This window comes from Pantoea sp. X-Soil-MYKO-1785, from assembly GCF_059730675.1.
This window is the reverse complement of sequence record NZ_AP036000.1, coordinates 2238124-2255587: the sequence shown is the minus strand read 5'-3', so window position 1 is coordinate 2255587 and position 17464 is coordinate 2238124. Positions and strand designations below refer to the sequence as shown.

The 17464-nt window shown below is 50.4% G+C and carries 34 protein-coding genes; 12 read left to right on the top strand and 22 right to left on the bottom strand.

Annotated features, from left to right (window positions below; translation table 11 throughout):
- The first annotated feature begins 290 nt into the window (after positions 1–290).
- On the top strand, positions 291–1532 hold the full coding sequence (locus tag AC6I8D_RS10885) for a tyrosine-type recombinase/integrase (RefSeq protein WP_497820198.1): 1242 nt from the start codon (positions 291–293) through the stop codon (positions 1530–1532).
- Here AC6I8D_RS10885 and AC6I8D_RS10880 read toward each other — a convergent pair.
- From AC6I8D_RS10880 to AC6I8D_RS10775, 22 genes are all read right to left on the bottom strand, one after another.
- Positions 1515–1709 carry a helix-turn-helix domain-containing protein gene (locus AC6I8D_RS10880; protein WP_031374535.1) on the bottom strand — a complete coding sequence of 65 codons (195 nt, stop codon included), beginning with the start codon at positions 1707–1709 and terminating at the stop codon, positions 1515–1517. The two genes, AC6I8D_RS10885 and AC6I8D_RS10880, sit on opposite strands and share 18 nt — an antisense overlap.
- Positions 1710–1815: 106 nt before the next feature.
- On the bottom strand, positions 1816–2124 hold the full coding sequence (locus tag AC6I8D_RS10875; RefSeq protein ID WP_497820197.1) for a hypothetical protein: 309 nt from the start codon (positions 2122–2124) through the stop codon (positions 1816–1818).
- Positions 2125–2170: 46 nt separating this feature from the next.
- Positions 2171–2713, bottom strand: a complete 543-nt coding sequence (locus AC6I8D_RS10870) for a hypothetical protein (RefSeq protein ID WP_497820196.1) — start codon at positions 2711–2713, stop codon at positions 2171–2173.
- Positions 2710–2928, bottom strand: a complete 219-nt coding sequence (locus AC6I8D_RS10865) for a TraR/DksA C4-type zinc finger protein (RefSeq protein ID WP_497820195.1) — start codon at positions 2926–2928, stop codon at positions 2710–2712. Before AC6I8D_RS10865 ends, AC6I8D_RS10870 begins: the two co-directional genes overlap by 4 nt.
- Positions 2929–3339: 411 nt before the next feature.
- A complete protein-coding gene (locus AC6I8D_RS10860; RefSeq protein WP_497820194.1) occupies positions 3340–3582 on the bottom strand; it encodes a DNA polymerase III subunit theta in 243 nt (80 codons plus the stop codon).
- A gap of 392 nt (positions 3583–3974) precedes the next feature.
- A complete protein-coding gene (locus tag AC6I8D_RS10855) occupies positions 3975–4244 on the bottom strand; it encodes a hypothetical protein (protein ID WP_497820193.1) in 270 nt (89 codons plus the stop codon).
- On the bottom strand, positions 4241–4672 hold the full coding sequence (locus AC6I8D_RS10850) for a hypothetical protein (protein WP_497820192.1): 432 nt from the start codon (positions 4670–4672) through the stop codon (positions 4241–4243). The genes AC6I8D_RS10855 and AC6I8D_RS10850 overlap by 4 nt, the downstream gene beginning before the upstream one ends.
- Positions 4669–4917: a hypothetical protein gene (locus tag AC6I8D_RS10845; RefSeq protein WP_497820191.1), complete on the bottom strand. Its 249-nt coding sequence runs from the start codon at positions 4915–4917 to the stop codon at positions 4669–4671. The genes AC6I8D_RS10850 and AC6I8D_RS10845 overlap by 4 nt, the downstream gene beginning before the upstream one ends.
- Before the next feature lie 109 nt (positions 4918–5026).
- The gene (locus tag AC6I8D_RS10840) at positions 5027–5308 is read right to left on the bottom strand and encodes a hypothetical protein (protein ID WP_497820190.1); all 282 of its coding nucleotides are present in this window, start codon (positions 5306–5308) and stop codon (positions 5027–5029) included.
- Positions 5309–5420: 112 nt separating this feature from the next.
- A complete protein-coding gene (locus AC6I8D_RS10835) occupies positions 5421–5651 on the bottom strand; it encodes a hypothetical protein (protein WP_497820189.1) in 231 nt (76 codons plus the stop codon).
- 14 nt (positions 5652–5665) lie between these two features.
- Positions 5666–6565, bottom strand: coding sequence for a RecT family recombinase (locus tag AC6I8D_RS10830; protein ID WP_497820188.1), 900 nt, complete (start codon positions 6563–6565; stop codon positions 5666–5668).
- Positions 6562–7380 carry a PD-(D/E)XK nuclease-like domain-containing protein gene (locus AC6I8D_RS10825; protein WP_497820187.1) on the bottom strand — a complete coding sequence of 273 codons (819 nt, stop codon included), beginning with the start codon at positions 7378–7380 and terminating at the stop codon, positions 6562–6564. Before AC6I8D_RS10825 ends, AC6I8D_RS10830 begins: the two co-directional genes overlap by 4 nt.
- Entirely contained in the window at positions 7380–7691 is a 312-nt protein-coding gene (locus AC6I8D_RS10820) for a hypothetical protein (RefSeq protein ID WP_497820186.1), read from the bottom strand. Before AC6I8D_RS10820 ends, AC6I8D_RS10825 begins: the two co-directional genes overlap by 1 nt.
- A 106-nt stretch (positions 7692–7797) precedes the next feature.
- The gene (locus AC6I8D_RS10815; protein ID WP_354474442.1) at positions 7798–7929 is read right to left on the bottom strand and encodes a protease FtsH-inhibitory lysogeny factor CIII; all 132 of its coding nucleotides are present in this window, start codon (positions 7927–7929) and stop codon (positions 7798–7800) included.
- A gap of 24 nt (positions 7930–7953) precedes the next feature.
- Positions 7954–8466 (bottom strand): HNH endonuclease signature motif containing protein, encoded by a 513-nt coding sequence (locus AC6I8D_RS10810; RefSeq protein WP_497820185.1) that lies wholly within the window; start codon positions 8464–8466, stop codon positions 7954–7956.
- Between the two features lie 140 nt (positions 8467–8606).
- Positions 8607–8828, bottom strand: a complete 222-nt coding sequence (locus AC6I8D_RS10805; RefSeq protein WP_497820184.1) for a hypothetical protein — start codon at positions 8826–8828, stop codon at positions 8607–8609.
- A gap of 192 nt (positions 8829–9020) precedes the next feature.
- The gene (locus AC6I8D_RS10800; protein WP_497820183.1) at positions 9021–9248 is read right to left on the bottom strand and encodes a Lar family restriction alleviation protein; all 228 of its coding nucleotides are present in this window, start codon (positions 9246–9248) and stop codon (positions 9021–9023) included.
- A 2-nt stretch (positions 9249–9250) separates the two neighbouring features.
- Positions 9251–9544 (bottom strand): transcriptional antitermination N peptide, encoded by a 294-nt coding sequence (locus AC6I8D_RS10795; protein ID WP_497820182.1) that lies wholly within the window; start codon positions 9542–9544, stop codon positions 9251–9253.
- A gap of 494 nt (positions 9545–10038) precedes the next feature.
- Positions 10039–10401, bottom strand: a complete 363-nt coding sequence (locus AC6I8D_RS10790; protein ID WP_497820181.1) for a hypothetical protein — start codon at positions 10399–10401, stop codon at positions 10039–10041.
- Positions 10402–10403: 2 nt separating this feature from the next.
- Positions 10404–10700, bottom strand: coding sequence for a hypothetical protein (locus tag AC6I8D_RS10785; RefSeq protein ID WP_418156861.1), 297 nt, complete (start codon positions 10698–10700; stop codon positions 10404–10406).
- Positions 10701–11091: 391 nt separating this feature from the next.
- Positions 11092–11250: a hypothetical protein gene (locus tag AC6I8D_RS10780; protein ID WP_497820180.1), complete on the bottom strand. Its 159-nt coding sequence runs from the start codon at positions 11248–11250 to the stop codon at positions 11092–11094.
- 40 nt (positions 11251–11290) lie between these two features.
- Positions 11291–11932: a LexA family protein gene (locus AC6I8D_RS10775; protein WP_266306046.1), complete on the bottom strand. Its 642-nt coding sequence runs from the start codon at positions 11930–11932 to the stop codon at positions 11291–11293.
- Positions 11933–12032: 100 nt separating this feature from the next.
- Here AC6I8D_RS10775 and AC6I8D_RS10770 point away from each other — a divergent pair, with 100 nt between their 5' ends.
- The 11 genes from AC6I8D_RS10770 to AC6I8D_RS10720 all read left to right on the top strand — a co-directional run bounded on the left by AC6I8D_RS10770 (position 12033) and on the right by AC6I8D_RS10720 (position 17358).
- Positions 12033–12248 (top strand): helix-turn-helix domain-containing protein, encoded by a 216-nt coding sequence (locus AC6I8D_RS10770; protein WP_201499392.1) that lies wholly within the window; start codon positions 12033–12035, stop codon positions 12246–12248.
- A gap of 114 nt (positions 12249–12362) precedes the next feature.
- The gene (locus tag AC6I8D_RS10765; RefSeq protein WP_497820179.1) at positions 12363–12632 is read left to right on the top strand and encodes a CII family transcriptional regulator; all 270 of its coding nucleotides are present in this window, start codon (positions 12363–12365) and stop codon (positions 12630–12632) included.
- A gap of 38 nt (positions 12633–12670) precedes the next feature.
- Complete coding sequence (locus AC6I8D_RS10760; protein ID WP_163637950.1) at positions 12671–12811, top strand: hypothetical protein; 141 nt, start codon at positions 12671–12673, stop codon at positions 12809–12811.
- Entirely contained in the window at positions 12808–13656 is an 849-nt protein-coding gene (locus AC6I8D_RS10755) for a replication protein (protein WP_497820178.1), read from the top strand. The genes AC6I8D_RS10760 and AC6I8D_RS10755 overlap by 4 nt, the downstream gene beginning before the upstream one ends.
- Before the next feature lies 1 nt (position 13657).
- Positions 13658–15004, top strand: a complete 1347-nt coding sequence (locus AC6I8D_RS10750; RefSeq protein ID WP_497820177.1) for a replicative DNA helicase — start codon at positions 13658–13660, stop codon at positions 15002–15004.
- Between the two features lie 3 nt (positions 15005–15007).
- Positions 15008–15400 carry a hypothetical protein gene (locus tag AC6I8D_RS10745; RefSeq protein WP_497820176.1) on the top strand — a complete coding sequence of 131 codons (393 nt, stop codon included), beginning with the start codon at positions 15008–15010 and terminating at the stop codon, positions 15398–15400.
- Between the two features lie 165 nt (positions 15401–15565).
- A complete protein-coding gene (ninD, locus tag AC6I8D_RS10740) occupies positions 15566–15751 on the top strand; it encodes a protein NinD (protein WP_497820175.1) in 186 nt (61 codons plus the stop codon).
- A gap of 178 nt (positions 15752–15929) precedes the next feature.
- Positions 15930–16373: a YbcN family protein gene (locus AC6I8D_RS10735; RefSeq protein ID WP_409519795.1), complete on the top strand. Its 444-nt coding sequence runs from the start codon at positions 15930–15932 to the stop codon at positions 16371–16373.
- Complete coding sequence (locus AC6I8D_RS10730) at positions 16366–16911, top strand: phage N-6-adenine-methyltransferase (RefSeq protein ID WP_497820174.1); 546 nt, start codon at positions 16366–16368, stop codon at positions 16909–16911. Before AC6I8D_RS10735 ends, AC6I8D_RS10730 begins: the two co-directional genes overlap by 8 nt.
- Positions 16908–17201, top strand: a complete 294-nt coding sequence (locus tag AC6I8D_RS10725; protein WP_497820173.1) for a hypothetical protein — start codon at positions 16908–16910, stop codon at positions 17199–17201. The genes AC6I8D_RS10730 and AC6I8D_RS10725 overlap by 4 nt, the downstream gene beginning before the upstream one ends.
- Entirely contained in the window at positions 17188–17358 is a 171-nt protein-coding gene (locus AC6I8D_RS10720) for a NinE family protein (protein ID WP_497820172.1), read from the top strand. Before AC6I8D_RS10725 ends, AC6I8D_RS10720 begins: the two co-directional genes overlap by 14 nt.
- The last annotated feature ends 106 nt before the right edge of the window (positions 17359–17464 follow it).

The following is a 17464-nucleotide window of genomic DNA, read 5'->3' as shown; positions in this document are numbered from 1 at the left end:
TCAAAAAAACATCGTTGATTCAACTTCAACCTGCTAACGGGTCATTAACATCGACATCAAACAATTAATTTACCTGTGGAATAATTGGTTAGATAACTTGCCATCCTGACGAATCCCAATCCATCCCATAATTTCCCCGCATACCAATACCAAACAACTAATCTAAGTCCTGCATGCTCACATGCAATCACCAAACATCCCGAAACGACCCTGTGATTTATGTACATGTGTTAGTACAGAAAATCGGTTAGTCTGCGATCCTCTCTTTTTTATGTACTAATGAGGATTGTATGGCGCTCACTGACAGCTACCTTCGTTCCGTTCTTGGGCGGGAGCATGAAAAGGTGTTTGAGAAGGCGGACAGGGATGGCCTTTCTGTCCGGGTGTCAAAAAAGGGCAAGGTGGTTTTCCAGATGCGCTACATGTTCGCCGGCAAGCAGCGGCGTGTGGACATTGGCAGTTACCCCTCGCTGGGTCTAAGAGAGGCGCGTGATGAGATCCTTAAAATCCGCCGCTCGCTTGATGAGGGCATCGACCCGCAGCTTTATCTTGCCTCAAGGTATGAAAAGAACCTGAGTGCTATTACCGTCGAGAGTGTTATCAGGGAATGGGGGCGGGTCTACGCAAGCGGCAATATAAAGAATGCTGCTGACATTATCCGGTCGTTTGAGTTACACATCTTTCCCAGGGTAGGCCACCTTCCGCATGATTCAGTCAACACGCACACCTGGATAGAAATAATCGAGGGCGTACAAAGCAAAAAGCCCGGCATCGCCCGGAGATTGCTCACAAGCGCAAAGCAGGCGCATTCCTGGGCATTGCGTCGGAAGATGGTTGAAACGGTACCGGTTGAAGGAATCAAGCCACATGACTTCGGCATGAAAATTAACGTGACCAAGCGCGTTCTGTCCGACGATGAAATCAGAGTGCTCTATGAAACCTTTGAAAACACCGGGATGCGAAGGAAAAACGCACTGTTGATGCAGCTTATTTTACTTTTCGGGTGTCGTTCCGGCGAGATGATACAGAGTAAAAGAGAGCATTTTGATTTTGAGTCGGGTGTATGGACAGTCCCCCCTGAGCACCATAAGGGTGGGAAAAGCGGTAAGTCGTTGAGAAGGCCTATAATACCGGCAGCAAAGGCCATGATCGAGGAAGCCATGGGGCTGAGCACCCATAAAGAATTTATTTTCCAGAGCGCACTGAAAAAGGACAGGGAAAGGGCGCTCAACAGTGCTTCTGCGCTTGGTCTGCCAAAAACAGTAATGTCATATTACCTTCGAACCAGAGGAGAGCTGATGCCTCACTGGTCGATCCATGACTTAAGGAGAACGGCGAGGACGCGGTGGGCTTCCATTGCGCCACCGCATATCTGTGAAGTAATGATGGGGCATGCATTACCGGGCATCTGGGCGGTATACGACCATAACGATTATCTGGATGAGCAGAGGAAGGCCTATACCGCCTGGTGGGCGCTGGTAATGAAGATAGTGAATGGTGAGTCGAAAGTTCGCTCAATCGTGACAAACTAGCTTACCAAACTTCTCAATGTCGCTTTTCAGGAACAGCCCGTGATGTGCGGGGTCTGGAAATCCGCACATGCGCTTTTCACCTGTGCGCCGATCACGGCTGTTCCAGTTACGGATAGTTTTCACTGAACGGCGAAAAAAGGCCGCCGTTTCCTCAAATGTCATGTATGGCGATTCCATATCTACTCCTTGGGCGGCTTACCGCGGATAAATGCGATGATTAGCAAAATGAAAAGGGCGAGGTCAGTTAAGAGCTCGCCCGGGGTGATGTCGTCGCAGGTGGTGGTCATTCTGCTGACAGCATGATTGAAAACTTTTCCGACACCTCATTTTTATAACGCTCAATGTCGTCATCCATGCTTCTGAATGGCACTTGCTTTCGGCTTCGCTGTAGCGTGTATCCGCAGCGGGCCATGTACCAAAGAAAAGTGTCGACAACATAGATGTGACCATCGCGAGCATTCCCATTGTCGTTAGCGTTCTGAATTGTATTGTGCATCGCTTTAAACAGGTCTTTCTGGTCATGGAAGTCGCGAAACTCACGCGGCATGTAATCTCCGCTTTTTAGCCAGGCATAAAGTGGATCATCAGACATAACAAATCCTCACGCAGAGCGCGATAGTGAATAGGGTGGGTGGGGGTTACTTAAGGGTGATGTGGGGAATTTTGCCAGCGGCGATGGCGTCGTAAATCAGGTCGGCGCTGTGTCCGTTACTGGCAGATGATCTGCACAGTTCCGCAATGGCATCCCTTGCCTCATCACGCTTGCGCTCTGCTTCAGTGAGCAATGGATGGAATTTTACGCTCCCAGTTTTATAAACCTTTTCTCTGCCCTCCACGCTTACAACGATAACTTCAGGCCCGACATATAAAACCTCGCACTCCGCCCAGTCATCACCAAACGCAGACCTCTTGCACTTTTGACCCACTGGAGGAACACCAAACCCATTCCACTCAACTTTATTTGATGCTGCAAAGGCGGCTTCGTACTGCTCAGCTGTAACGGTATCGATGAATGGCGCTTTGTAGCCATCAATTTTGATAGCATCGATAACCTTATTTTCTTCCTCATCAAAGAAGTGAATCATGCCAGAGTTATGGTTGAAGGACATTGCCTCCACGACCCCTGCAGGCCATCCACCACGCTTCGGTAACTCCTGCACTAACAAATCAATCATCGTCATGCCACTCTCCTTTGCTGCTTAGCGCGCTTAATGCGCTCATAGTCTTCCCTGCATTCGCTACAGCAGAAGAAGCCTTTATCGACTTTCTCGCCGCAATCACCATTCTGACAAGTGCCGGTAAACTGCATACTCGGCTTAGGCCTGTTAGCCAGGGCAATCTCAATCATCTGCAATTCGCGTTCTGCTGCTTCATCTATCGGATCTGCAAAATTCATGGCTCACTCCTTAACCTTTTTTACTCGCAATATGTAATCAAACTTCCTGCCTTCACGCGTGTAGGAATTTCTTCTCACCACTTCGCTCTCGGCAGAATCCTTGCTGAGATAGATGTCCACTAACTCAGCCTCATAGCCTCGGTAATTTCTCGTTGGTATGCGCATCAACATGTATGCGGTCATGGATAGCTCCATATTTCAGGCAATAAAAAACCCCGCCGAGGCGAGGTCTGTTTAAAGAAGATTTTGTTTAATCAGTAGGTGTATATTTTATTGACCATGTTTCTTTACAGGCACCACAGATCCAGTCGCCCGTCTGACTTCCCATAATCCTTTCTTTGGCTACTCTGTCAGACCCACAATTCGGGCACTTGGCTGGACGAGGCTCTCTTCTCATATTTTTTTGTTCGGTCATAACTTCTCCTCCTTCTGATAAACCGGGTCCGATCCCCGTGGAAACTTCATCGACTCTTCGCGGTAAAACTTGAGCCTGTCCCTGAAGTACTCCCTCAGCGCTTCCGACTGCTGCATCTCCACCTCCATGGCGATAACCGGCATATTCATACGCTCCTTGTACGCTACTCCTGACGCGGCTAAATCCACGTTAATCCTGTCGCGCTCTTCTCTGCTGCGTGCTGCTAAGTTGTGTGGCATGAATGCCTCTGTTGTCTTGACTGTGAAGCTAGATAGCAAAACCACTGAGAAAATCGAAGCACCGCAAAAGATAGCTAGTAGAGTTTAGATGGTTGAAACTCATCTATTGCTGCTTTGATTTCGTCCTTTGATACGTAAGCGCTACAGCCAATCAGAAACGCAGAGTCTTTGTAATCGAATTTGCTCAGATCATAACGGACTCCGTTACTAGTGAACTGATGAGGAAATGTCGTACCGTTAACAAAATCGATTTTGCTTGGGTACACAACTACCTTGTTTGAAACCTCAAATAGCAGAATATCAACTTCCATATTTCACCTCGTGATGATTGTTTTATTTAGCATATACAATCATCACGCTATCCTGAAATCTTATTGCTATCGGTAGGTGACTCAAGTGGTGCTGTTCTGGGGCTTGCGGTAGAGGAGGATAGTGTTAGGCGCCGTCCAGTCTTTGGTGACATAGCCAAACCCGCACATCATCCCATCACCGTTAACTTTCACTGCCTTATCCAGTTCGTCAACGAGAGCCCAAACCACTGGCTCACTGAACGCCTTACGCAGCGCCTGCAGCTCCTTTGCCATTGCTACCCTCTCGTCCCAGCTGACTTTGCATATCGTGTTTTTATCAGCCAGCTCATTAAGCCTCTCATCACTAATCATTTTTTCGCTTCCTCAATTTTGCGCAGGATGGCCGCACGGCAAAGATTCCAGCCATTATTTTCAATGTTGTCGCAAAGCAGCTTGTCATGAGTAACGGGCTTTTCAGCCGGCACCAGTGCAGCCAGGTCAGCGGCGGGCGCGGGGTGCTGCCAAAAAGCCATTGCATCAATATGATCAGGTGAGCATTTAACGTAAGTTTCACCATCCGTTCCGAAAAGTCTAAAGTGAACCGGCTCCTGCTTCGCCAGCGCTGCCAGCTTCGCCTCTGCTGCTTCTGCGCGCTGCTCCAGCGCCCGGAGTGCTTCGGCAATGGCAATAGCTCGATCTGAAGTTAAATATCCAGCTAGATTGTCTCTGTGAATTTGGCAATCCGGCTTGTAGTCCAGCTTTCCTGCCAAATCCATTAAATGGTTCAGGTCGAATTTCACGATGGCTCTCCTTTAATTTCAGGATAAAAAAGAGGTTTGGTCTCGATGCCATCCCATAGCTTTGTGGGAATCCAGCATCCTGACCCGAGTAGGTTGCCCTTATTGTTATTGACGCGCTCAATTCGCGTCCCTACCCGGCAGATTGCCATTGTCTTTGTTACTCGAACCACTGGCATAACGAGTAGCTTCGTACCTGAACCAGTAACGCCGAGATTTACTAAGTCGCCTATTTTATAAATTGCCATTCTCTTACCCCTTATGCCGCTGTCAGGCTCAATGCCGCGGCGAAAATAGTCAGATTGCAGGTAACAAAAAACCGCCCGAAGGCGGCTCTTTGATTCTCTGCACAACCCGTTACGGGTGATCGTACTGCGCAAACGTGCGCGGTACCGGGTCGCCGGGCTTGCGGTACTGGGCGTTGTCGTCTTTGCGGCTTTTCAGATACATCAGGGTCTGCTTAGCCTGATACTGATCGGCTGGAGACAGGGAGCCAGCCGTACCTGCGTTAATCGCCGCTACAACTTTGGTCAGAATTTCGATACCCCAGCCGACGGCTTCGGTGGTGTCCAGAATCGCAGAGCGATACAGGGTATTGAGGTCTTGCAGGTCTTCAAATTCCTGGTCGGTATGTTCCATGGTAAATCCTATTTCAGTAGAGTGAGTTAGGCCGTGAATTCACTCAGCCACCTTACGCGCACAGCCTGATAAAGAACAGAAAAATACTGTTTATATGTACAGTATATTTGTGTCATAAATTTGGCTTAGTGCCACTTATGCGTTTACTGCGCTCTTCCAGAAAACGTATCCGGCTGCGACTGGCACGCTGGCGAACGGATTCGTAGGATCGGTTGAGTTGCCGGGCTATAAGTTTGGGTGGGATGGTTGCTGCGAGTTCTTTCAGAAGGCCTATCTCATCGGGTGACCAGCGGCGGCCAAGAGTTAACTGATTGCCACGACGCTGGTATTCTGGTGATTGCATGTCGTCTCCTGTTATTAGCTAAGCGTCTCTTCAATCTCCGCTTTGCGAAGCAGGTAAACGTCAGTGGCCTTTTCGAGAGTTTCAGCCTCGCTTGCCAGCATGCGCGCCGCGTATTTGTAGAAGCGATCCAGGCTCGCAATAGAATCAGCGTTAGCAGAAGCTTCAGTGAAGTCGGCAAGCAGCTCATCCGGCGTGCGCGCTGGTGCACTGGTATTCGTCGCCGGGTTAATTTCGCGCTCGGGCTGCTGCGTTTCAGGCTTACTGTTAATCAGGTTGTTCAGGTCAGCGCGGCTGCGTGCCGGGGTTACGTCGCGTTCCGATCGCTGCGCCGGTTCAAACTCGTCCGGCGTGTAAACGCCGAGAATCACGTCAGGGCAGTAAAGGCGCGCCCAGTACTTAACAGCCAGATATGCCAGTTGCTGCTTTGGTGCTGTCTTCCACAGAGGGGAGTTGCGCGTGGTGACATACTCCATGTAAAGCGGCTCGCCCCACGTAATCTCTGTTTCACCGCGCAGTACTGCGCCGACGCGTACAGACAGGCCGCGCTCATTAGATGCATTGGCCGCACCAGGCTTAAACTTCTCCCAGTCGCCGCCGTATTCGTATTTAAAGCGCCCCTGAACGGCAGTTGAGCTGGTGATGACCGCATTGACCAGCTGAGCCTCATAACCCAGCGTGCCGTTTACCAGGTGCGTTTTCTGCGCCACTGCGTAAGGGTTCATTCCCCACTGGGCAGCCTGTAATGCGATCGCCAGACAGTCAGCAGGCTTGCCGGACAGGTGAGCAGGCACCGTTGCTTTACCCTGCGCCATGACTTCCGCAAATGCCTGCAGCTTCTGCAATCCGCTTGGGCTGAAGATTGCCGCTTTGGTGTCAGCCTCATTGACCGGCGAGGTGATGATTTCGTTACTCATGCGTAATCCTTTCTCTTGGCCCAGTCCGGGCGTGTAATTTCTTCGATGCCGCCCCAGTTACCGGACAGCATGCATTCGTGATAGGTATCGAGGTTGCGGCAGAACAGGTCGTAGCCCACGGAAACATCGTCCTCCTGCAGCTGGAAGGTGCGCACCGGGTACCGGCCGCAGTCGATCGCCTCGCTGACTGCGATGAAAACGAAAAGTGGATATTCACCGAAGTGCTTGCTGAAGCCTTCGCGGTAATAGGCGTCCTGAACGTGATATCGGAACTCTTCAACGTGCCGCGCGAAGCGCGACATATCAGCCACCTTCTTCACGTCGACGATGACGGGCTGTCCCGACAGGAACTTGTCCGGACGGATACGGCAAAGTTCGCCTGTCTGATCGTCATTCCAGTAGATTGACGCTTCCTGATGACCTTCAGCTTCAAGCAGCCAGCGTGCCGCCGGATGGGCGAGGGCGCTGGCACGCATCAGTTGCAGCTTCCGGCCCTGCTCGGCATCCATGACCGTCATTCCAGTGCTTTCGCAGTCTTTAAGGAACCGCTGCTCATCGGCCTTGCCTTCATTGGTTCGCCGGTTGAATGCCGGAGCAATGATGAACCGCTTATCGAACTCTTCAGGCTCCAGCAGGAGGCAGTGCAGCGCCGTTCCCATGTCCAGCGCCGCCTTCTTCTCATCGTCTTCCGGCGCTTCTTTGCGCCACTGGAAGATGGCCGGGTTAATGGCGATGTCGTCCAGCTGCGATTTGCTGATGCCAGCACCGCGGTGATAATCCTCGTTGCTGATGTCGTAATAGATGCCAGGCTGCATTACGCCGCCTCCTGATTTCCATGTTTGTTGCGGTAAATCCCGATCGCAATTTCATTCTGAGCAACCTTAACCATGACCTTGCGTAGAAGCTCTTCAGCCGCTTCATGCATGTCGTCATCCTCATCCAGCATCTCGATGGCGGGATAGTCGTAATGTCGCGTCAGGAAGGCGCACAGGGCAGGCATTAGCGGGTTCGTCTTGTGCTGGTTCATCCGCGCATCGACTTCTGCAGCGATGAACTCAAGTTCGCTCTCCGGCAGGTTATCGGCGATATCCAGCACCTCATGCCGGGCTGTTCTGTTCAGTCTCATTGCAAAGCCCTCCGCAGAAGCTGCATCGCCATCGCCCACTTGGCACGGTCACCAAACAGATGAGCCTCTCTTGAAAGCTCCTGAGCTTTCGTGAAGTAACGTGATTTCATGGCTGACCTCTTTGATTCAGGGTGTCGATAAGGTTGCGCCAGCTAGTGCGGAGGCGGCGGGTAATGGTGTCGAGGAGGGATTCAGAGCAGCCAGCAACAGGCCACCCTGCAACTGCGAGCTGTTGCATGGCTTATTCCTTTGTGTGAATGGATTAATTGGTTTTTAGGAAAAATTCGCCGTGGTTTTCTTGAGCGAATTCTTGATATTTTTTTATTGCATCTTCCTTTTTGGCGAATAAACCTAGATAAATTTTCTTTCCATCTAGCTTGCCAGTGGCTCTCCATCTGCGCTTCCGCTTAACCCAATCAACGCCTTTGCAGCCAGACGTGTTGGCGCAAGAGAGCTTGCTGTTCATCATGTTCTGGGAGTAATCAGCCTCCCTTAGATTGGAGAATCGATTGTCGCGCTTATCGCCATTTATGTGGTCAATGAGTTTTTCTGGTGGCTTGCCGGTCATGTAATACCAGGCGAGCCTGTGGGCGAAGTAAATGCGCCTGTTTATGCATATCCGAGTGTAATCAGAGCCGCTATTTGAGCCTGCCGGCCTTTCTTTTTGGTATTTGGTGAGTGCTTTCTTTGTGAACAACCCAGTATCAGGGTCATATTGAAAGTTCTTTGTGAGCTCATCCCAAGAAAGGTGGGCGCTCATGTCTAATGGCTTCACTTTTCTATTCCCTCAAAAAGAAGGGAGCCATTGCGGCTCCCATAGGGGTGATACGTTCTGGTTATCTATCCTGTCATTTGAAACGTCTTAGCGTTGGTGCGTAGCACCTCAAAGCCGTCTGAGTAGGCGGCTTTACGGTGTCACTCAATGTCACAGAGATATTCAAAATCTCCACATGAGGTGGTTCCTTCACTGGACTCCGACTGGACTGGCGCGCGTACTAAAACGGCATCCATCCCGCCCCAGTCGCGACTCAGCTTCCACTGCTTAGGCGGCGTTCTTCCAAGCGACGCAAAGACTGCTGCTCGCTCGGTATCAAACCTCGCCCTGCCATCCATGACAAAGAATTCAAACTCCTGCATCTCAACCTCCTGCTATAAACCCCAGCCCCATCAACACACCAGTCACCAACCAAATGACTATGTAATTTCCAGTGCTTATCATGGAGCCTCCAATAAAAAAGGCTGCGGGTTAGGCAGCCTCAGTAGTCGTAATCAAATGGATAATCCTGATACTGACTCATGTCGTCATCAGGATGCTCTTCAAATTCGTCTTCACCCACGCTCACCTCCCGCCGCTTCTCGGCTATTCCATCTACTCAGTGCTGATTCAGGCGTGTCCAGCATGTATATCTTTGCTGTGCAGCCGACGCACTGAATGCCATAACTGATTTCAGATGCATTGCTTCCTGCAGGAGTCATTGCCCAGCGCTTCAGCTGCGCTCGTGCTCCACAGAATGGGCATGGCGAGATGCCATGCTCAGTGATTAATGTCGCTGACACGTTCACCTCGCCGTTACGATGTCTTTTGAGTTGCGATACCCTGCAGCGAATATCGCGATTTCTGGTAAGCACTGTGATGTGCTCTCATGCCTGTCACGCAGAGAAGGGGAGATAACTGCTTTCTCAATGCGGCTGATGTGCTTAACCTGAATCGCCACAACCTCTGGCTCAATGCCGAAAGCCGTGTCGATGATTGATTCGATGCGATCACGATCCATTGCCACCGCACGGCGACGAGCATGGCGGCGTGATTTGGCGTTCTCTTTAACGGATGTGCCGTAAGTGATAACTGTCATGGTTGCCTCCTGAAGTGGTTTTGGTGCTGTCGACTAGTTACCCGATAGACAGTCCAAACCCATCTCGTTTGGTTAGTTGGCGCTTTGTCAGCGCTGCAATGTTGTTAAAGAGCATCACCGTCCTGGTGAGTAGTGCGTCCTGCTGATGGGATAAAATTACAATAAAGTTTGTAGGCTGTAAACAATAAATATTGTATTTGGTGGCGAAGAATACAAATAGCTTTGTTTTTAAAGGGGATTTATTTTTGCGAAGTGGGATCTGCAGGCACAAAAAAGCCCGCGTTACACGGGTATGAATTTGTTCAAGTGGGGCAAACCATCTGTCAGCAGCAACTGACGACAGTGAGGATACGTGGTCTGTGATGATTAAGGAAATAACCATTCAACAATTTGCATTACACGACATTTCAGGCACAAAAAAGCCCGCTCGGTGGCGGGCTCTTAGGATTTCAGACATAAAAAAGCCCAGCAGCATGAGCTAGGCTTTTGTCAGATTAGGCTGCTTGCTTTTGCTTAGGCTTAGCTGGTCGCTTTGTTCTTTTCACTTCCTTCGAGTGAACTTCCTGAAGGATTCGCTTTTTCTCACAGTCAGCGAACCTAGTCAGGACCTGCCTAATCAGTGGTTGATATCCTAGACCATTAAGGTCGGCTATCATTTTTAGATCTTCAATCAGAGATTTGTTCAGTCGGATTGAGATCGGATGCAGTTCAAGCGCCTCATTAATTTCCTCTTCGAGGAGTTCACTAGACACTTTAACGTGAGCCTCGCTGCAACCAAGCTCACGGTTTTCCCACGCTTCATCTGTAGAAGCAATGAGATTTACGCTTTCGGCTTGTTTTTCAACGGCTTTGCTCATAATTAACCTTCTTTTCCATATTTATCATAGATGCGAATTTCATCGCTGTTGGGACTATATGCACTTCTGATAAAGACACCTTTTCCGGGCCGGAAGATGAAGATCACTTTCAGCTTCACACCATAGTCAGTTTCAGAAATGAACCACTTAGTAGGAGGGTCCGTCCTATGCTCTTCTCTATCATCTTCAAGGAATGCACCGGAACGGTTAGAGAAACATTGCATGATGTCTTCTTCGTTGACCGGTGGTTGCTTTTTCGACAGTTTTTGCCGAATCGCAGGAGAAATAATGAGATTCATTCTCTTTTGCAGACCCTCCGTGATGCCCGTGTATATACAAAATATGATGTTAAAGTAATTTTATCAAGGTTGAAAAGGTAATATTTTCCTTCCATTTAGCTTATCGGTAGCTTTTGAGAATATCTTTAGGGTCATTTTTTGTATATACAGATTGTAGCATGATTTCGCTTTAGGTTGTCACTTTAGTCTAATCTATCGCCTTTCCCAGCCACTAGTTAAATGCGGCGGAACCGGCGCAGAAGGCCGCAAGCACCATCATGATAAGCAGGAACCTGTGCAATCCTGAATCAATCCTTCGCCACACCACAGCCATAAGGATCAATGCTATCGCGGCGAACTGTATGGCTACTACTTCACTTTGCATGAATCATCCAAACGTCTCATCCGGCTACTAACCTGCAGTAATCGCTATCACAGCATTCACTACTCCAGCCGCCAACAGAACAAAGCCTGGAATCAGGTAATTTTTGTCCCGCTTCTTACGGGCCAGGTAGAACATCGCGAACGCAATGCAGAACATCGGAATCGCTATCTTCGCAAAAACTGACATGCCATCTCCTTAGCCAAAAGTCTCTTCCTGCTATCGAGTCTCAAACCAGCCTCATCTTCGTCTCGATCGCTACTCCAAGCACTTTGCAGTTACCGTTCACCGGCACCATAGGCCACTGTGGGTTCAGCCCCTTCAGGTACTTCTGGCTGCCATCAATGATGAGCTTCTTGAATGTCGCTTCGTTATCGTCGGTTAGCTTCGCAACGACCAGGCTTCCATTGACTGCTTCACGTCCGGTATCGAACAGCACATAGGTTCCTGCCGGAATACTCAGCCCAATCGGCGCAGTCATTGAATCGCCTTCCACCTGCAGCCAGAATGCATCTCCCTGCGTATGTGCGTCAGATTCAAGCCACATATCGACATCCTTAATCGTATAGGGTTCACAGGCTTCATCCCATGCGCCAGCCTGAACCTTGCTTAAAACGGGGTAGCGCGCAGTCGGCTTGTAGTCCCGAGGGTTAGACACATTGCTGTCTAAGGTTGCCCCTGTTCCATCAAGAAGCCATTGGATGTCGCAATTTAACGCCTTAGCTAGCTCAGGCAAATACCTTGGTCTTTTAGTTTTACCGCTCTCAAGCTGGACAATCGCCTGCTGCGTTGTGCCGGCCTTTTCCGCTAGCTCTGTCTGAGTCAAACCCAGCTCAGTCCTTTTTGAAAGCACCCTTGCCGCAATTGTCATTTAACACCTCATCAAAAAAGAGATGTTCACAAGAAAAGCTGTAATTGACAAACAAGGTAGTTTGTATTTAAAATACAAGAAAGTTTGTCAAGGAGGCTATATGCAAACTATCTCCCAGCGCCTCAAGCAGAAACGAGCAGAGCTGAAGATGACTCAGACCGAATTGGCGCTTAAGGCAGGTGTGAAGCAGCAATCAATCCAACAGATTGAAGCTGGTATCACCAAGCGCCCACGGAAGATCTTCGAAATCGCTGTAGCTCTGCAATGTGATCCTGTCTGGCTGCAATACGGAAACGGCGTCAATACCGCCGCCTGATTTCCACCGCTCTTTACACAATCTAAGCCGCCGACAACGCGGACACTTCAAAACTCAAGTGACTTGCTCACCGCAATGTCACGCAATCATTTACCTACAAGGAAATTATCAATCATGGAACAAGCAAGAAACAACAAGTTGATCAACGAAGTAGAAACCGAATTACGCAGTCGACTGACTCACAAAGGGCAGCGTGTTCTGGCTGATGAGGCCGGATGGCATGAATCGAAGGTAAGCCGCTTAAACCTGCGCGATATGGCGACGGTTTTCGTGCTGCTGGAGAAGGTGTGGGAAACGAGCCTGATAGCAGAGGTTGCCCGACAAGCGGTAGCTGCTGCGATGGGAAAAGAAAAAGCGCCGAATGCGGGAACATTCGACGCCTGATGCGAAATGACTGGATCAATTCACAGGAGTAATAATACATGAAACCCGATAAACATGAAAGATTTGCCCGACTCAAAGAGCAGGCCAGAGAGCAGTTTTATCGCAGCATTTCTCAGCTTGGTGCCAGCAAGTTAAGCCAGTGCCTGAAAGAAGCAAAGACTCAGGAGAAGGGCAAATGAGCAACGTAGCGTATGCAACATTCGGGGCTGTTCAGCAGCCCGTGGAGCGTAGAGTGGCCGATACCGATGATGGATATACCCGCATCGCTAACGAGCTACTGGAATCAATTGCTAGCGCCGATTTAACCGCTCGCCAGTTAAAAGTTCTCCTGGCAGTAACACGGAAAACCTATGGCTTCGGTAAGAAAGTAGATCGCATTGCTGATGAGCAGATTGCCAGCATCACAGGCCTGTCCCGGCAGAACGTCAACAAGGCGAAAAAAGAACTGCTTTCAATGAATTGCCTTCTCATGGAAGGAAGCAAAATCGGCATCAACAAGGAAGTCTCTGCATGGAATTTCAGTAAGAGTCTCCAGGTTAGCAACCTTGTCTCTAAACCAGAGACAAATAAAGTCTCTAAGTTAGAGACAAATGATGTCTCGAATCTAGAGACACACAAAAGAAACTCTTTAAAGAAAAAAGAAACCCCTATATCCCCAGAGGGGAATTTGTCGGTTGCTGAAGAAAAGCCAAAGCGCCAGACAGTCAGCAAATACCAATTCGACCGTGACCGCCTGAAAGACACATGGAACCGCAAAGCCGAAACCTTCGGCCTGCCGAAAATCCTCAGCATCAGCGCAACGACCGAGAAGGGCATCAAGCGTTTGTACGACTCCCACCTGAAGCACTGCAAAGAGACCGGGCGACCGGCCCAGCAAATCGACACCTTCGTGAACGGCTACATCGAGTTTGGCTATCAGCCAACTGAGTGGGCCTGCGGTGCGAATCCTGGCGGAAAGCGTTACGGCATCGACACGGCGCTGACCCAGAAGAAAATCGACGAAATCATCAGCCAGGAGGCCTGAAATGGACAGTTTAGACTTCGAGCAGCAGCTGGTTGGTTCGATGATGGTCAAAGGCGATCACATCGACTGCCGTGACATCGCCGCAAAGCTTCCCGCTGAGGCGTTCTCGAATCACCACCTGCGCCAGATTTACACCGTCATCTGCCGGTTCATCGACAAATGCGAACCGATTGACCCGTTCACCGTTAGCGCGGCGGTACCGGAAGACACGCGTGATCACGTCATGACCGTTGGCTTCAAGTGCAAGACCGCGGCAAATATCAAAGCGTGGGCCAAGCTGGTTCGCCAGTGCTGGATGCTTCGCAAGGGCGCAGCAGACCTCACGAAGGCCGCTGAGATGCTTGCTAACGCCAATACGCAGAACATCAACGAGAGCATTGCCGAAGCAACCGGCATCATCTCAAAGCTTCAGTTCGAAACCACTGACCGGCTGCCACGCCGCATTGGCGACATGCTGACGGATTACATGCAGGTGCTGGAAAAACGCATGGAAGGGCAGGAATCGGGCCTCTACCTGAAAACCGGCATCGAGGCGATGGACGAAGCTTACGGCGGGTTCGATCGCACTGACCTGATTGTCATCGCTGGGCGGCCGGGCATGGGTAAAACAGAGTTGGCAATCAACATCGGTAACTCAATCGGCCGTCAGAAGGGCAAGGGCCTGATGATTTCGATGGAGATGTCAGACATGCAGGTTGTTGAGCGCTTCGTCGCAGACCGTGGAGGCATTGCACTCGGTTCACTGCGTAACCCGCTGGACATGATTGATGAGCAATACACCCGCCTGACAAACGCATCCGCACAGCTTCAGGATGAAGACAACTACGTGCTGGATGAAACGCTCAGCGTTGACGAAATCATCGCCCATGCAGAGCGCATGAACATGGATGGCGGGCTTAGCTTCGTGTCGATCGACTACCTTGGCCTGATGAAGAAACCAAAGGCTGAACGTAACGACCTGGCGATTGCCGAAATCACCCGCAAGCTGAAACAGTTCTGCCTTCGCAACAAAGTCCCTGTAATCCTCCTGTCGCAGCTTAACCGCGGCGTAGAGGCACGCGCTGACAAGCGACCAACGATGTCAGACCTGCGCGAATCAGGTGCCATTGAGCAGGATGCTGACGTGATTATCTTCCCGTACCGGGACGAGGTTTATCACGAAAACAGCGACATGAAGGGGATTGCGGAAATTATTGTCGGCAAGTACCGCTCCGGCCAGCCGCAGACGTTTTACATGGGCTGGAAGAATGGTCACTTCATCAACATCGACCAGACCGATGTGGCTCAGCAGTATTCCGACAACAAAAACAAAGAGCAGCCGGCCAACGACTGGCGCTACGGAGGTTAAATCGTGAAGAACCTAACAGCTGATAAATGTAGGGAATGGATTGATATTTTTAGTGAGCTTGAGAAAGACGATGCCATAAGTATTGCTGGCGAGTCACACCTCCAGGCTTACCGGATTGCACTCCCCATACTGGAGCAGCAGGAGCGGGGTGATGATAGCGAAGATATCTTCATCGTAATGAGAAAGCCTGGATGCATGCCAGTAATAAAGCGGCCAGTCGGAGACCTTGAGGATTATTTGGGGCAGCTTTACAACATGAATGAAGGTGCTACCTACGATGTAGTCACTTACAGATATTCGGGCGTGTCAGGCCAATGGGTAAATGATGGGCGGGAGCTTCTGAAAATTGCCGAGATGTCGATGGGGCGGCCCACCAATCAGAACGGAGAGCAGTGATATGGGTGACTGGATTAGCGTGGAGAAGAGAGAACCATCGCTAGGATGGAACTGCCTTGTGTGGTACGCAGGCGGCTTTCCGGCAGTTATCCGCATTACTAATCGGTCGCTGAATGAGCGTGATTTCACTCACTGGATAAAGATACCAGACGCACCGGAGAAATCATGACAAACAACGATGAGATGGAAAGGGAGCGGCTGTGTCGCTGTGACCGCTGCGGCATACCCAAACCTCCAGACCGGTTCCGGGCTAGCCTTCCGTACTGGAATAAGTGGTGCATTCGCTGCGAGGCATCACCAACTGGCGAATTCCCGATCCCGGAAACAGATGAACACCGGAGGCAGCCATGAACAACGTGATCCCCCTCAGACCTAAGCATCAACCCCTCAAAGACTCACACTCAGCGTTACTAACAGCCCTCAAGATGCTTCGTGAAGGAGGCCATAGTGTGCAGAGTATTGACCTGTTGTTGAGCGCAGCAGCCGACAACATCCATGACTACGTGGAGACAATCGAAGGGAGGTAACAGTGCAGGACTTCTGTTTGCACACAACGACTCTCGGGCAATTCACCAGACTCATCTTCGACCTCGTATCTTCCGGCAAGAAATACCGCATCAAATTCTCCGAATGGCGTGACCAGCGCAGCATCCCTCAGAACTCTCTTCAGCACATGTGGTACGCAGAGCTGAGCGCTTACCTCATTAAGCGCGGCAAAGCCTTTGCTACGCCTGAATGGGTGAAGGATGCGATGAAGCACACCTATCTCGGATATGAGACGCGGGAAATGGTCGATGTGATAACCGGTGACAGAACCCAAATCCAGACGCTGCGGCACACGTCGAGCCTCGACACTGCTGACATGCACCACTATCTCACTCAGGTTGAAGGTTGGGCGCTTAACGTTGGCTGCCGGCTGACTATCCCCGCTGACTCTGAGTACCAGAAACTGAAGGACAAGCAGAATGAGTGATTACACAGGAAGCAACACTCCGATCGACATACGAAACCTCTGGCAGACGCCGCCCGAAATCTACGCCGCTCTAAACCGGGAGTTCAACTTCATTGGTGATGCAGCCGCAAGCGATCTCAATCATCTTCACCCGAAATATCTGACAGAGCAGCAGAACGCACTGGAGGAAGTCTGGGAATTTTATTTTCCTCCTGGCTACATCTGGCTAAACCCGCCTTACAGCGACATTGGCCCTTGGGTGGAAAAGGCATCTTCCATTGATAGCGATGTACACGGCGTGGTGATGCTGGTTCCTGCTGACACATCAGTTGGCTGGTTCGCAGATGCACAGAGGACATGCAGTGAAGTGCGTTTCATAACCGGCGGCCGGCTGTCCTTCGTTCGCGCTGATACCGGAAAACCAGTCAATGGCAACAATAAAGGCTCGATGCTGATTATCTGGAATCCACACATGCTGGCTCGCTGTGCTGTCAGCTTTGTAGATCGTGATTTTCTGATGAAGTACGGCCGCGTTCTGATGGGGAGTAAAGCAGCATGAGCAAAATCAAAACAGCAGTACTGGATGTTTTATCGGACGGCCAGTGGCACCTGATGGCGGAACTGGTAGAGAGAGTGTGTAAGCAATGCCGCACCAACAAACACAACGTGCAAAACGTCATTAACACCTTGTCTGGCGGGCACCATATCGTCAAAGAGCATGTTGATGGGCGATATCACGGTTGCCGCTACCGCATGAAAGACACCTCGGCCGGCTTTGGTTCCAGTCCACAGATGGCAAGCCTCAATGAGTTACTGAAGACTGCAAGGGGGCAACATGCGCCGCACTAAATCGCTGTGGGAGAGAATGGAGAACCACGCTATCTACCACACCAAATCACGCCGCAGGAAGCCAACCACAATCCCCGCAGCAAGCCAGGTCAGCACCTTCGATTACGTCGGTGGACTGGTGCAGGCCAAATGGAATCGACTGAGGAAGACGCGATGAAAGAACGCTGCTGCCGCTGTCACATAACACTCACCTCAGAAGACAAGTATCACTACGGGGCTAACTGTGAAGCCTGTAACGAGGACTACTGGTATGCAGAACACTT

Excerpts from the sequence above, each read along its gene's own strand:
- AC6I8D_RS10885 (WP_497820198.1), top strand. The coding sequence starts at position 291 with ATGGCGCTCACTGACAGCTACCTTCGTTCCGTTCTTGGGCGGGAGCAT.
- AC6I8D_RS10845 (WP_497820191.1), bottom strand. The coding sequence starts at position 4,917 with ATGGCAATTTATAAAATAGGCGACTTAGTAAATCTCGGCGTTACTGGT.
- AC6I8D_RS10775 (WP_266306046.1), bottom strand. The coding sequence starts at position 11,932 with ATGACAATTGCGGCAAGGGTGCTTTCAAAAAGGACTGAGCTGGGTTTG.
- AC6I8D_RS10770 (WP_201499392.1), top strand. The coding sequence starts at position 12,033 with ATGCAAACTATCTCCCAGCGCCTCAAGCAGAAACGAGCAGAGCTGAAG.
- AC6I8D_RS10795 (WP_497820182.1), bottom strand. The coding sequence starts at position 9,544 with ATGACAGTTATCACTTACGGCACATCCGTTAAAGAGAACGCCAAATCA.
- AC6I8D_RS10755 (WP_497820178.1), top strand. The coding sequence starts at position 12,808 with ATGAGCAACGTAGCGTATGCAACATTCGGGGCTGTTCAGCAGCCCGTG.
- AC6I8D_RS10750 (WP_497820177.1), top strand. The coding sequence starts at position 13,658 with ATGGACAGTTTAGACTTCGAGCAGCAGCTGGTTGGTTCGATGATGGTC.
- AC6I8D_RS10835 (WP_497820189.1), bottom strand. The coding sequence starts at position 5,651 with ATGCAATCACCAGAATACCAGCGTCGTGGCAATCAGTTAACTCTTGGC.
- AC6I8D_RS10825 (WP_497820187.1), bottom strand. The coding sequence starts at position 7,380 with ATGCAGCCTGGCATCTATTACGACATCAGCAACGAGGATTATCACCGC.
- AC6I8D_RS10725 (WP_497820173.1), top strand. The coding sequence starts at position 16,908 with ATGAGCAAAATCAAAACAGCAGTACTGGATGTTTTATCGGACGGCCAG.
- AC6I8D_RS10880 (WP_031374535.1), bottom strand. The coding sequence starts at position 1,709 with ATGGAATCGCCATACATGACATTTGAGGAAACGGCGGCCTTTTTTCGC.
- AC6I8D_RS10855 (WP_497820193.1), bottom strand. The coding sequence starts at position 4,244 with ATGATTAGTGATGAGAGGCTTAATGAGCTGGCTGATAAAAACACGATA.
- AC6I8D_RS10875 (WP_497820197.1), bottom strand. The coding sequence starts at position 2,124 with ATGTCTGATGATCCACTTTATGCCTGGCTAAAAAGCGGAGATTACATG.
- ninD (WP_497820175.1), top strand. The coding sequence starts at position 15,566 with ATGACAAACAACGATGAGATGGAAAGGGAGCGGCTGTGTCGCTGTGAC.
- AC6I8D_RS10815 (WP_354474442.1), bottom strand. The coding sequence starts at position 7,929 with ATGCAACAGCTCGCAGTTGCAGGGTGGCCTGTTGCTGGCTGCTCTGAA.
- AC6I8D_RS10765 (WP_497820179.1), top strand. The coding sequence starts at position 12,363 with ATGGAACAAGCAAGAAACAACAAGTTGATCAACGAAGTAGAAACCGAA.
- AC6I8D_RS10865 (WP_497820195.1), bottom strand. The coding sequence starts at position 2,928 with ATGAATTTTGCAGATCCGATAGATGAAGCAGCAGAACGCGAATTGCAG.
- AC6I8D_RS10860 (WP_497820194.1), bottom strand. The coding sequence starts at position 3,582 with ATGCCACACAACTTAGCAGCACGCAGCAGAGAAGAGCGCGACAGGATT.
- AC6I8D_RS10870 (WP_497820196.1), bottom strand. The coding sequence starts at position 2,713 with ATGACGATGATTGATTTGTTAGTGCAGGAGTTACCGAAGCGTGGTGGA.
- AC6I8D_RS10785 (WP_418156861.1), bottom strand. The coding sequence starts at position 10,700 with ATGAATCTCATTATTTCTCCTGCGATTCGGCAAAAACTGTCGAAAAAG.
- AC6I8D_RS10840 (WP_497820190.1), bottom strand. The coding sequence starts at position 5,308 with ATGGAACATACCGACCAGGAATTTGAAGACCTGCAAGACCTCAATACC.
- AC6I8D_RS10830 (WP_497820188.1), bottom strand. The coding sequence starts at position 6,565 with ATGAGTAACGAAATCATCACCTCGCCGGTCAATGAGGCTGACACCAAA.
- AC6I8D_RS10720 (WP_497820172.1), top strand. The coding sequence starts at position 17,188 with ATGCGCCGCACTAAATCGCTGTGGGAGAGAATGGAGAACCACGCTATC.
- AC6I8D_RS10780 (WP_497820180.1), bottom strand. The coding sequence starts at position 11,250 with ATGTCAGTTTTTGCGAAGATAGCGATTCCGATGTTCTGCATTGCGTTC.
- AC6I8D_RS10805 (WP_497820184.1), bottom strand. The coding sequence starts at position 8,828 with ATGCAGGAGTTTGAATTCTTTGTCATGGATGGCAGGGCGAGGTTTGAT.
- AC6I8D_RS10730 (WP_497820174.1), top strand. The coding sequence starts at position 16,366 with ATGAGTGATTACACAGGAAGCAACACTCCGATCGACATACGAAACCTC.
- AC6I8D_RS10790 (WP_497820181.1), bottom strand. The coding sequence starts at position 10,401 with ATGAGCAAAGCCGTTGAAAAACAAGCCGAAAGCGTAAATCTCATTGCT.
- AC6I8D_RS10820 (WP_497820186.1), bottom strand. The coding sequence starts at position 7,691 with ATGAGACTGAACAGAACAGCCCGGCATGAGGTGCTGGATATCGCCGAT.
- AC6I8D_RS10760 (WP_163637950.1), top strand. The coding sequence starts at position 12,671 with ATGAAACCCGATAAACATGAAAGATTTGCCCGACTCAAAGAGCAGGCC.